Origin of the sequence: Cupriavidus sp. WS, assembly GCF_000395345.1 — a bacterium.
Taxonomy (GTDB): domain Bacteria; phylum Pseudomonadota; class Gammaproteobacteria; order Burkholderiales; family Burkholderiaceae; genus Cupriavidus; species Cupriavidus basilensis_B.
The window spans coordinates 1-11,420 of sequence record NZ_AQPL01000266.1 but is presented as its reverse complement, the minus strand read 5'-3'; the positions used below and the strand labels follow the sequence as shown (position 1 = coordinate 11,420).

The following is an 11,420-nucleotide window of genomic DNA, read 5'->3' as shown; positions in this document are numbered from 1 at the left end:
CCCCCTGCCAGCGGCTGGCGGCGGTGCCGACCATGACCAGGCGCTGCGCGGGCGTGCCGGCCTCGGCCAGGCGCCGGGCGACGTGGCTGGCGACGAAGCTGCCGAACGAGAAGCCGCCCAGCGCCAGCGGCAGCGTGGCGGCCTCGGGCGACCAGCCGGTCTGCGCGCGCATCCAGTCGATCACGGCGAGCAGGTCGTCCTGCTCGCCCACGCCGTTGTCGTGGGTGCCGGCGCTGCCGCCCACGCCGCGGAAGTTGGGGCGCACGGTGGCGTAGCCGAGCTGCACGAAGCTGCGCGCCAGGGTCTGCGCCACCTTGTTGTCCTTGGTGCCACCGAACAGCGGATGCGGGTGGGCCACCAGCGCGAGGCCGCGCGGCGCCTGGCCCTGCGGCAGGTCCACCGAGAGTTCGATGGCGCCGGCCGGGCCGGTGATGGTGAGTACCTGGGTATGCGCGTTCATGGAAAACCGGAAGATGGCGGTATGGCTGGCGCCGGCGCGGTGGCGCGGGGGCTTGCAGCGATGCCGGGGATTCAGGGGTGTCCGCGCGGCGGGCGCGGACCGGCGGCTCAGCGGTCGATCATCAGGCGCTCGACCGGCTTGCCGCCCACCAGGTGGCTGTCGATGATTTCGTCGATGTCGTGCTCGTCGACGAATGTGTACCAGACGGCCTCGGGATAGACCACCAGCACCGGGCCGAGTTCACAGCGGTCCAGGCAGCCGGACTTGTTGATCCGCACGCGCCCTTCGCCGTTGATGCCGAGCGCCTTGCAGCGCTTCTTGGCGTATTCCTGCATGGCCTGGGCGTTGTGGTCGGCGCAGCAGGCCCGGCCGTCGTCGCGCTGGTTGAGGCAGAAGAAAACGTGGTGCTGGTAGAAGCTGCTCATGCGTGCTCGGCGGATGTCGTCGGGTGTCGGCGGAGGTCGGCGATCTGTGGCACCGGAGGCTGGTGCCCGGCGTGCGCCGGCCGCTGGGTCAGGTGGAAGCCCTGAATTATACGGCGTTGCGCGCGGCGATTTACCGCTTTGCCGCGGCGCCGCCGGGCGGGAACGTGGCGGCCGCGCTCGCGGGTGGCGTAACGGGCACCTATGCCGGCGCCGGCGTACGGATTCCCGGACGCGCGCTTTCCGGAATTCCGGAAAGCCGGAGTGCGCGCGCCTGCGCCTGGAGAATTCCCGTTTGAAATCATGAGGTTGTCGCGTGGCGCCGGGCTGGCACGGCGGTTGCGATGCTTAAGCCAGACGCGTCCTCGTCGAGAAGGGCGCGCGATCCTGCCGCCGCCGCGGCGGCGGGCACGGTCAAAACACCGAGGACGACATCATGAGGAAACCCTTTTACAAGATCCTGTACGTGCAGGTGCTGTTCGCCATCGCGGTCGGCATCGTGCTCGGACACTACTGGCCCGACACCGGCGTGGCCATGAAGCCGCTTGGCGACGCGTTCATCAAGCTGATCAAGATGATCATCGGGCCGATCATCTTCTGTACCGTGGTGTCCGGCATCGCCGGCATGCGCGACATGAAGAAGGTCGGCCGGGTCGGCGGCAAGGCGCTGCTGTACTTCGAGATCGTCTCCACCTTCGCGCTGCTGATCGGCCTGCTGGCCGCCCATGCGCTCAAGCCGGGCGTGGGCTTCAACATCGATCCGGCCACGCTGGACACCAAGGCGATCTCGCAGTACGTGAAGCAGGCGCACGGCCAGAGCACGGTCGACTTCTTCATGCACATCATCCCGGACACGATCTTCAGCGCGTTCGCCAACGGCGAAATCCTGCAGATCCTGCTGGTGTCGATGTTCTTCGGCTCGGCGCTGGCGGCGATGGGCGACCGCTCGAAGATCGTGTTCGACTTCGTCGAGCAGGTCTCCAAGGTGTTCTTCCACATCGTGCACGTCATCACCAAGGTCGCGCCGCTCGGCGCGTTCGGCGCGATGGCCTTCACCATCGGCAAGTACGGCCTGGGCTCGCTGGTGCCGCTGCTCAAGCTGATCGGCACGTTCTACTTCACGGCCATCGTGTTCGTGGTGGTGGTGCTGGGCACGATCGCGCGCTTCACCGGCTTCTCGATCTTCCGCTTCGTCGCCTACATCAAGGAAGAGCTGCTGATCGTGCTGGGCACCAGCTCGTCGGAAGCCGCGCTGCCGCACCTGATGGAAAAGCTGGAAAAGCTCGGCTGCTCCAAGTCGGTGGTGGGCCTGGTGGTGCCCACGGGTTACTCGTTCAACCTGGACGGCACCAACATCTACATGACGATGGCGGTGATCTTCATCGCCCAGGCCACCGGCATCGAGCTGACGCTGCTGCAGCAGTTCACCGTGCTGGGCGTGGCGATGATCACCTCCAAGGGCGCCAGCGGCGTGACCGGCTCGGGCTTCATCACGCTGGCCGCCACGCTGGCGGTGGTGCCTGACATCCCGGTGGCGGGCATGGTGCTGATCCTCGGCATCGACCGCTTCATGAGCGAGTGCCGCGCGCTGACCAACATCGTCGGCAACGGCGTGGCCACGGTGGTGATGTCGGCCTGGGAGCGCGAGCTCGACCGCAAGCAGCTCGACCGCGTGCTGCGCGGCGGCGGCGATGGCACGGCCGAACTTGCCGAAGCCGGCACCGGCGCCCGCTGAGGACGCCGCCGGCGCCCGCGGGCCGGCCGCGGCGCCCGCCGGCGCCGCCCGCCAGCGGGTATCATCGGCGCGTGTCCCAACGCATGCGCCGATGCCACATTCCGACGATTTCCTCGCCGTGCATGATCCCGCTTCCGACCGCCTGGTGCACGCGCCGGGCGAGGGCGGCGGGACGCTGCGGGGATTTGCCGCGGCGCTGGCCGCCGGCCTGCTGCTGCTGTGCGCGCTGACCTGGCTGGTCTCGGTGCAGCGCGGCATCGACGCACTGCAGCAGACCACCGCCACGCGCGCCGACCGCTACGCGGCCACGCTGGAAAGCACGCTGGACCGCTACGAGTTCCTGCCCGCGCTGGTCTCGCTCCATCCCTTCGTACACGATCTGCTGGCCGCGCCCGACGATCCCGCGCGCGTGGCGGCGGCCAACCGCTACCTGGCCGAGGTCAACCGGCGCGCGCGCGCCTCGGCCACCTACGTGATCGCCGCCAACGGCATCGCGCTGGCGGCCAGCAACCATGACCTGCCGGGCAGCTTCGTCGGCACCGACTACCGCTTCCGGCCCTATTTCCAGATGGCCGCGCGCGGCCAGGTCGGGCGCTTCTACGCCATCGGCGTGACCAGCGACGAGCCCGGCTACTACATCGCCCAGCCGGTCCGGTCGGGCGGGCGCGTGGTGGGCGTGACGGTGGTCAAGCTCAACCTGGAGTGGTTCCAGCGCGCCGGCGCCGGCGGCACCGAGCCGGTGATGGTGAGCGATGACCACGGCGTGATCTTCCTGTCCTCCGTGCCGGCCTGGCAGTACCGCACGCTGCGCCCGCTGCCGCCGGCGCTGCAGACGGAGCTGGACCGCACGCGCCAGTACCACGGCCAGGCGGTCAGGCCGCTGCCGCTCGAGGCGCTGCAGTCGCCGGTGACGCGCTGGCTCACCCAGGCCGTGCTGCGCCACGGCGCGCGGCTGGTGCGCATCGGCACCGGCGGCGGCGCCGAGCGCTACCTGGAGATCAGCCGCAAGGTCGGCCCGGCCGACTGGACCATGCAGGTGATGGCCGCGCTCGACCCGGTGCTGGCCAGCGCGCGCAACGCCACGCTGGGCGCGGCGCTGGCCTATGCCTGCATGTGCCTGCTGCTGTTCAACTGGCGCCAGCGCCGCCAGCGCGCGCGCGACATCGAGTACGGCCGGCGCCTGCTGGAAGCCGCCTACGACGAACTGGAGCGCCGCGTGGAGGCGCGCACCGCCGACCTGATGGCGATCAACGAGCAGCTCGAGGCCGAGGTGGCCGAGCGCACCCGCGCCGAGAGCGAGCTGCGCGCGGCCCAGGACGAGCTGGTGCAGGCCAGCAAGCTGGCGGCGCTGGGCCAGATGGCCGCCGGCATCACCCACGAGCTGAACCAGCCGCTGGCGGCGCTGCGCACGTTTTCCGACAACACGCGCGTGCTGCTCGAGCGCGGCAAGCTGGATGCCGCCACCGACAACCTCGCCGCCATCGCCGACCTGACCGCGCGCATGGGCAAGATCACCGGCCAGCTCAAGCTGTTCGCCGGCAAGGCGCGCCCGCGCCGCCACGCGGTGCCGGTGCGCGCCGCGCTCGACCACGTGCTGGCGCTGATGGCGCCGCGCCTGGGCGCGGTGGCGCTGCGGGTGGAAGGCCTGCAGGCGGCGCCCGGCCCGGCGGTGTGGGCCGACGAGCTCAAGCTCGAACAGGTGCTGCTCAACCTGCTCGGCAACGCGCTCGACGCGCTGGCCGCCGCCGCGCCCGCGGCGCCCTGCGTCGAGGTGGTGGTCGGCGAGCAGGGCGACACCGTCAGCATCGCGGTGCGCGACAATGGCGGCGGCATCGCCGAAGACGCGCTGCCGCGGCTGTTCGAACCGTTCTTCACCACCAAGGAAATCGGCCAGGGGCTGGGCCTGGGCCTGGCCATCTCCACCTCCATCGTGCGCGAGTTCGGCGGCCAGTTGAGCGCGGCCAACCGCGCCGGCGGCGGCGCCGAGTTCGTGGTGGTGCTGCGGCGCGCGCCCGCGCCGGACGGCGCCGGGGCGGTGCCCGCGGCGTCCGACGCCGCTTCCCCTACCCATACCGAGTGAGCATTGCCATGCAAGACGGATTGCGTGTCCTGTTCGTCGAAGACGAACCCCTGGTGCGCCAGGCTACCGCGCAGAGCCTGGAGCTTGCTGGCTTCAACGTGCTGGCGCTGCCTTCGGCCGAAGCCGCCATGCCGCACCTGTCGGCCGAGTTTCCCGGCGTGCTGGTGACGGACGTGCGCCTGACCGGCGCCAGCGGGCTGGACCTGCTGCAGCACTGCCGCAACGCCGCGCCGGGCGTGCCGGTGATCCTGGTCACAGGCCACGGCGACATCACGATGGCCGTGCAGGCCATGCGCGAGGGCGCCTACGATTTCATCGAGAAGCCGTTCGGCGCCGACCGCCTGACCGAGACCGTGCGCCGCGCGCTCGAGCGGCGCGCGCTGGAGCTGGAAAACCACGCGCTGCGGCGCGAGCTGGCCGGGCCCGCGGCGGGCACGCGCATCATCGGCCGCTCGCCGGCCATCGAGCAGGTGCGCATGCTGGTGGCCAACGTCGCCGCCACCGACGTGCCGGTGATGATCAACGGCGAGACCGGCACCGGCAAGGAGCTGGTGGCGCGCAGCCTGCACGCGCTGTCCACGCGCCACCAGGCGCCGTTCGTGGCGCTGAACTGCGGCGCGGTGCCGGAGGCCATCTTCGAGAGCGAGATGTTCGGCCACGAGGCCGGCGCCTTCACCGGCGCGGGCAAGCGCCGCGTGGGCAAGCTCGAGCATGCCTCGGGCGGCACGCTGTTCCTCGACGAGATCGAGAGCATGCCGCTGGCCTTGCAGGTCAAGCTGCTGCGCGTGCTGCAGGAGGGCACGCTGGAGCGGCTCGGCTCCAATGCCTCGATCGGCATCGACGTGCGCATCGTGGCGGCGGCCAAGGGCGACATGGAGACGCTGGTGGCCAACGGCACCTTTCGCCAGGATCTGCTGTACCGGCTCAACGTGGTGACGATCCCGCTGCCGCCGCTGCGCGAGCGGCGCGAGGACATCGTGCCGCTGTTCGAGCATTTCATGCTGGTGGCGGCGGTGCGCTACCAGCGGCCCGCGCCGATCCTGTCCGAGCTGCAGCGCCAGGCGCTGATGCAGCGCGCCTGGCCCGGCAACGTGCGCGAGCTGCGCAACGCCGCCGACCGCCTCGTGCTGGGCGTGCCGGAGGGCGGCGCGCGCGCCGACGCGCCGGACGACTCCACGCCGCTCAAGGAGCGCATGGAGCACTACGAGCGCGCGGTGATCGCCGACACGCTGGCGCGCACCGGCGGCGCGGTCAGCCAGGCGGCCGACCTGCTGCAGGTCGGCAAGGCCACGCTGTACGAGAAGATCAAGCGCTACGGCCTGTGAAGGGCCCATGAAAGGTCGATGAAGGGCCGCCGGCGGGCCGCGGCCGGCGCCGGCTGCATCTCTTGATACACTCGCGGGCTCTGCATGCCGCGCGGCCCCGCGCCGCCCGGCGTGCCTCCGAACAGCTCATCCGGAACAAGCCATGAACGAGGTATCCCTGGAGGCCGGCGCGACCGTGCGGGTCGACGGACATCAACTGACCGCCGCCGCGGTGGCGCAGGTGGCACGCGGCGGCGCCGCGCGGCTGGACGACGCGGCGCGCGCGCACGTGGCCGATGCGCGCGCGCGCTTCGAGCAACTGGCCTCGGCCAATATCCCGATCTACGGCGTGTCCACCGGCTTCGGCGAGCTGGTCCACAACTGGGTGGACATCGAGCATGGCCGCGCGCTGCAGGAAAACCTGCTGCGCAGCCACTGCGCCGGCGTGGGCCCGCTGTTCGCGCGCGAGGAAGTGCGCGCCATGATGGTGGCGCGCGCCAACGCGCTGGCGCGCGGCTATTCGGCGGTGCGCCCGCTGGTGATCGAGCAGCTGCTGCGCTACGTGGAAGCGGGCATCACGCCGGCGGTGCCGCAGGTCGGCTCGCTCGGCGCCAGCGGCGACCTCGCGCCGCTGTCGCACATCGCCATCACGCTGATCGGCGAAGGCAAGGTGCTGCTGGCCGACGGCGGCACCGCGCCCACCGCGCAGGTGCTGCGCGAGCACGGCATCGAGCCGATCAAGCTGGCCTACAAGGAAGGGCTGGCGCTGATCAACGGCACCTCGGCCATGACCGGCATGTCGTGCCTGCTGCTGGAGACCATGCGCGCGCAGGTGACGCAGGCGGAGATCATCGCCGCGCTGGCGCTCGAAGGGCTGAACGCCTCGGCCGACGCCTTCATGACGCACGGCCACGACATCGCCAAGCCGCACCCCGGGCAGGTGCAGTCCGCCGCCAACATGCGCGCGCTGCTGGCGGGCGCCACGCGCCTGTCCGGCCACGGCGAGCTGGCCGGCGAGATGAAGACGCGCGCCGGCGCCGAGAAGAACACCGGCACCGGCGTGTTCATCCAGAAGGCCTACACGCTGCGCTGCATCCCGCAGGTGCTGGGCGCGGTGCGCGACACGCTGGGCCACTGCGCCGCGGTGGTGGAGCGCGAGCTGAACTCGTCCAACGACAACCCGCTGTTCTTCGACGACGGCGAGCTGTTCCACGGCGGCAATTTCCACGGCCAGCAGGTGGCGTTCGCGATGGACTTCCTGGCCATCGCGGCGACGCAGCTCGGCGTGGTGTCCGAGCGCCGCCTGAACCGCCTGCTGAGTCCGCACCTGAACAACGGCCTGCCGGCGTTCCTGGCGGCGGCCAACGAGGGACTGAGCTGCGGCTTTGCCGGCGCGCAGTATCCGGCCACCGCGCTGATCGCCGAGAACCGCACCATCTGCAGCCCGGCCAGCATCCAGAGCGTGCCGTCCAACGGCGACAACCAGGACGTGGTGAGCATGGGCCTGATCGGCGCGCGCAACGCGCGCCGCATCATCGACAACAACCAATACATCCTCGCCGTGGAACTGCTGGCCGCGTGCCAGGCGGCCGAGCTGGCGGGGGCGGTGGCGCACCTGTCGCCGGCCGGGCGCGCGGTGTTCGGCTTCGTGCGCGAGCGCGTGCCGTTCCTGGACATGGACCGCTACATGACCGACGACATCGAGACCATCGCCGCGCAGTTGCGCGCGGGCGCGCTGGTGGCGGTGGCGCGCGCGGCGGGCGCCGCGGTGCACTGAGGCGCTTGATTAGCGCCGATCTGCGCTGAGATGCGCCGGGATGTGCCGTGATGCGCCGAAATGTGTTGAGGCGCGGCGGCTAGCGCCACATGTCGCGCATCTTGCTGCCGAGGTCCAGCTTCGGCAGCGAAGCCTTGGCGGGGGCCTGCGGCACCGGCGGCGGCTCCGGCCACGCCCGGCTGTGGAACAGCGGCATCACGCGGTTGGGCAGGAAGCGCGTGCGCGAGGCATAGATGTGGCGGTCGCCGAAGCCGCTTTGCTGCTGCACGTAGAAGCGCTGCGGCACCACGATGTCCAGGTGGTCGCGCGCGCGCGTCATGGCCACGTAGAGCAGGCGGCGCTCCTCCTCGATTTCCTCGGTGGTGCCGGTGGCGAGGTCCGACGGCATGCAGCCGTCCACGGCGTTGAGCACGTAGACCGCCTTCCATTCCTGGCCCTTGGCGGAGTGGATGGTGGACAGGATCAGGTAGTCCTCGTCGCGCAGCGGCGCGCCGGATTCGTCGCTCGACGCATCGGGCGGGTCGAGCGTGAGCTCGGTCAGGAAGCGCTCGCGCGAGGCGTAGGTGGCGGCGACGCGCTCGAGCTGCTGCAGGTCGGCGGCGCGCGCGTGGGCGTCGTCGTGCATGCGCTCCAGGTGCGGCTGGTACCACGCCACCACCTGCTCGAAGACCGACGGCCACGGCGCGGCCGGCGCCATCAGCACGCGCGCCAGCGCGACGAACTCCGGCCACGCCTCGGCCGCGGCCGGCGGCGCCTCGAACGATTCGAGCGCGAACAGCGGCTCGGTGGCGACCTCGATGGCGTCGAGCACGCGCGCGGCGGTCTTGGGCCCCACGCCCGGCATCAGCTGCAGGCTGCGGAAGGCCGCCATGCGGTCGCGCGGATTCTCCATCCAGCGCACCACCGACAGCACGTCCTTGACGTGCGTCGACTCCAGGAATTTCAGGCCGCCGAACTTCACGAACGGGATGTTGCGGCGGACCAGTTCGATCTCGAGCTGCGCGCTGTAGTCGGCGGCGCGGAACAGCACCGCCTGCGAGATCAGCGCCAGTCCGGCCTCGCGCCGCGCCAGGATCTGCTCGGCCACGTAGCGGGCCTGGTCGGCCTCGTCGTTGACCACCACGATGTGCGGCTTCTCGGCCGAGGCGCGCTCGGACCACAGGTCCTTGGTGAAGCGCTCGGCGGCCAGGCCGATCACGGCGTTGGCGGCGCACAGGATGGGCTGCGTGGAGCGGTAGTTCTGCGACAGCGTGACCATGTCCGCCGCCGGCGAGAACCGCGTGGGGAAATCGAGGATGTTGCGCACGGTGGCGCCGCGGAACGCGTAGATGGACTGCGCGTCGTCGCCGACCACCGTGAGGCCGCGCCCGTCCGGCTTCAGGCGCAGCAGGATGGCGGCCTGCAGCGCGTTGGTGTCCTGGTATTCGTCGACCAGCACGTGGTCGAAGCGCGCGCCCATGTCCTGCGCCAGCGCCGGCTCGCCGAGCGCCTGCGCCCAGTAGAGCAGCAGGTCGTCGTAGTCCAGCACCTGCTGCTTCTGCTTGGCTTCCACGTAGCCGGCGAACAGGCCGCGCAGCGCGTCGGCCCACTGGGCGTAGCGCGGGAACCAGTGCTTGAGCACGTCTTCGAGCGGGGCCTGGGTGTTGACCACGCGCGAATAGATCGACAGGCAGGTTTCCTTGCGCGGGAAGCGCGTGGCCTGCGCCGACAGGCCGAGGTCGTGCCGCACCATGTTCATCAGGTCGGCGGCGTCGCCGCGGTCGCTGATGGTGAAGGCGGGCGACAGGCCGAGCGTCTCGGCGTATTCGCGCAGCAGGCGCGCGCCGATGGCGTGGAAGGTGCCCGACCATTGCAGCGCGGCGCGCCCGGCGCCCGAGGCCTGGTTGCCGAGCGCCTGGTCGACGATGCGCTCCACGCGCCGCCCCATCTCGGCGGCGGCGCGCCGCGAGAACGTCAGCAGCAGGATGCGGCGCGGATCGGCGCCGCCCAGCACCAGGTGCGCCACGCGGTGCGCCAGCGTGTTGGTCTTGCCCGAGCCGGCGCCGGCGATGATGAGCAGCGGCGAGTGCGCCTCGTGCGTCACGGCGGCGCGCTGTTCGGGATTCAGCTTCGCGAGATGCGGCGGCACTTCCGCGGCGGGCGGCGGCGGCGTGGCGGGCGAAGCCGGAGGGGCGTCGCCGGGAGCGGCAATAGGGGTGGCAGGGGCGGCAGGGGTGGCAGCGGGGGCGGAATCGAGTAGCACGGCAGGAGCCTCTGGGCTGCGGGGGCGCGCATGTGCGCTGCCCGGCATGGGCGGGACGAGGGCGAGAAACGGCTGCCGGTAACTGTATATCTATACAGGCCGCGCGCGCAAGCCGCAGCGTTGCGCGCGTGGCCCTGTCAGCGGGAAACGCTGCGGGAAAGTGCCTGCAAAGGCTGGCGCAGGCGGGGAAAGACGAGAAAGAAGGCGGGTCAGGCGGCCTTGGCCAGCGCGTCGCCGAGCAGCTTGTGCAGCGCGTCCCACTCGGGCTCGCCCACGTAGCGCTTGAGGATGTGGCCGTCCTTGTCGATCACGAAGGTGGTCGGGGTCAGTTGCACTTCGCCGAAGGCCTTGGCGGCGGCGCCGTCGGAGTCCATCGCCACCTTGAACGGCAGCTGGCGCGTCTGCGCATAGTTCATCACGTACATCGGCGGATCGTAGCTCATCGCCACCGCCACGAACTCCAGGCCCTTGCCCTTGAACTTGTCGTAGGTGCGGACCATTTCCGGCATCTCCTTGACGCAGGTGGTGCAGCTGGTGGCCCAGAAGTTGACGAGGTAGACCTTGCCCTTGAGGTCGGCGGTGCTGATCTTCTGGCCCGACAGCAGCGTGAAGGTGGCGGGCGGCGCGGCGTTGGCCGGCGCGATCGCGCGGTAGCCGAAGAAGCCGAGCACGGCGACCAGCACCACGGCGCCGATGACGGGCCACAGCTTGCGCTGGGCGGCGCGGGTGGTCGGGGTGGACATGGCGGGGGAAGCCGAGGTCGTCATGATGCTTGCCGGCGGGTCAGGGGATAAGCTCCCATTCTACTGCCGCGGCCGAAGCGCTGCCGGAGGCAATTCCGGGCGCGGCCGGGCTGCGGCGATTGGCCGCAGTGCCGGGCGGTGTCAGCGTGGCGCCGCCGCCAGCGCCGCGCGGGCCTGGTCCAGCGCCTGCTCCAGGTAGGCGCCGTAGAAATCCGGCTGCAGGCCTTGCAGCGGCGCGGCCAGCGAGCGGCCGCGAGCGTCGAGGAACAGCACCGTGGGCGCCACCGACACGTTGTGGCTGCGCGCCCAGTCGCGCGCGGTGGTCATGGTGCCGTCGGCATTGCGCAGCGGCGTGGCGGCGGTCATGTCCAGCTCGCGCGCCTCGATCTCGCCGGCGGCGGCCTGCGGGCCGAGATAGTTGCGGCGCACGGTCTCGCAGTAGACGCAGCCGGGCAGGCTGACCAGCACCACCAGCGGCTGGCCCTTGCCGGCGGCGGCCGCGCCCTGCGCGGCGAGGTCGGTGGCGGGCGGCAGGCGGGCGGGCGCGGCCAGCGCGCTCGCGCCGCCGGCGAGCAGGGCGGCACCGAGCAGCACGGCGGCCACGGCATGCCAGGCGCGCGCGCATGGCGGCGGCATCGGGGACGGGGCGCGGGGCAG

At 71.3% G+C, this 11,420-nt stretch carries 10 protein-coding genes; 5 read left to right on the top strand and 5 right to left on the bottom strand.

The features are described from left to right. Both K206_RS0121420 and K206_RS0121415 read right to left on the bottom strand, forming a co-directional pair. Nucleotides 1–460 (bottom strand): alpha/beta hydrolase (locus tag K206_RS0121420; protein ID WP_020204440.1); only part of this gene is annotated, 460 nt, incomplete at its 3' end. Between the two features lie 107 nt (nt 461–567). After that, on the bottom strand, nt 568–885 hold the full coding sequence (locus K206_RS0121415; protein ID WP_020204439.1) for a ferredoxin: 318 nt from the start codon (nt 883–885) through the stop codon (nt 568–570). Nucleotides 886–908: 23 nt separating this feature from the next. On the opposite strand from K206_RS0121415, the gene K206_RS43030 reads away from it, so the two are divergent. The 5 genes from K206_RS43030 to cmdF all read left to right on the top strand — a co-directional run bounded on the left by K206_RS43030 (nt 909) and on the right by cmdF (nt 7,778). Further along, nucleotides 909–1,181 carry a hypothetical protein gene (locus K206_RS43030; protein WP_155888171.1) on the top strand — a complete coding sequence of 91 codons (273 nt, stop codon included), beginning with the start codon at nt 909–911 and terminating at the stop codon, nt 1,179–1,181. A 137-nt stretch (nt 1,182–1,318) separates the two neighbouring features. Next, complete coding sequence (locus tag K206_RS0121410; RefSeq protein WP_020204438.1) at nt 1,319–2,617, top strand: dicarboxylate/amino acid:cation symporter; 1,299 nt, start codon at nt 1,319–1,321, stop codon at nt 2,615–2,617. Between the two features lie 91 nt (nt 2,618–2,708). Further along, nucleotides 2,709–4,697 (top strand): ATP-binding protein, encoded by a 1,989-nt coding sequence (locus K206_RS0121405; RefSeq protein WP_020204437.1) that lies wholly within the window; start codon nt 2,709–2,711, stop codon nt 4,695–4,697. 8 nt (nt 4,698–4,705) lie between these two features. After that, nucleotides 4,706–6,022 (top strand): sigma-54 dependent transcriptional regulator, encoded by a 1,317-nt coding sequence (locus tag K206_RS0121400; RefSeq protein WP_029043905.1) that lies wholly within the window; start codon nt 4,706–4,708, stop codon nt 6,020–6,022. Nucleotides 6,023–6,164: 142 nt separating this feature from the next. After that, nucleotides 6,165–7,778: a tyrosine 2,3-aminomutase gene (cmdF, locus tag K206_RS0121395; protein ID WP_020204435.1), complete on the top strand. Its 1,614-nt coding sequence runs from the start codon at nt 6,165–6,167 to the stop codon at nt 7,776–7,778. A 79-nt stretch (nt 7,779–7,857) separates the two neighbouring features. Here cmdF and K206_RS0121390 read toward each other — a convergent pair whose 3' ends face one another. From K206_RS0121390 to K206_RS0121380, 3 genes are all read right to left on the bottom strand, one after another. Further along, entirely contained in the window at nt 7,858–9,906 is a 2,049-nt protein-coding gene (locus K206_RS0121390; protein ID WP_020204434.1) for an ATP-dependent helicase, read from the bottom strand. Between the two features lie 323 nt (nt 9,907–10,229). Continuing rightward, a complete protein-coding gene (locus K206_RS0121385) occupies nt 10,230–10,787 on the bottom strand; it encodes a TlpA disulfide reductase family protein (RefSeq protein WP_029043903.1) in 558 nt (185 codons plus the stop codon). Between the two features lie 117 nt (nt 10,788–10,904). Continuing rightward, nucleotides 10,905–11,399, bottom strand: a complete 495-nt coding sequence (locus K206_RS0121380) for a thioredoxin fold domain-containing protein (protein WP_020204432.1) — start codon at nt 11,397–11,399, stop codon at nt 10,905–10,907. Between the last annotated feature and the right edge of the window lie 21 nt (nt 11,400–11,420).

Excerpts from the sequence above, each read along its gene's own strand:
- K206_RS0121415 (WP_020204439.1), bottom strand. The coding sequence starts at position 885 with ATGAGCAGCTTCTACCAGCACCACGTTTTCTTCTGCCTCAACCAGCGC.
- K206_RS0121410 (WP_020204438.1), top strand. The coding sequence starts at position 1,319 with ATGAGGAAACCCTTTTACAAGATCCTGTACGTGCAGGTGCTGTTCGCC.
- K206_RS0121405 (WP_020204437.1), top strand. The coding sequence starts at position 2,709 with ATGCCACATTCCGACGATTTCCTCGCCGTGCATGATCCCGCTTCCGAC.
- K206_RS0121400 (WP_029043905.1), top strand. The coding sequence starts at position 4,706 with ATGCAAGACGGATTGCGTGTCCTGTTCGTCGAAGACGAACCCCTGGTG.
- cmdF (WP_020204435.1), top strand. The coding sequence starts at position 6,165 with ATGAACGAGGTATCCCTGGAGGCCGGCGCGACCGTGCGGGTCGACGGA.
- K206_RS0121385 (WP_029043903.1), bottom strand. The coding sequence starts at position 10,787 with ATGACGACCTCGGCTTCCCCCGCCATGTCCACCCCGACCACCCGCGCC.
- K206_RS0121380 (WP_020204432.1), bottom strand. The coding sequence starts at position 11,399 with ATGCCGCCGCCATGCGCGCGCGCCTGGCATGCCGTGGCCGCCGTGCTG.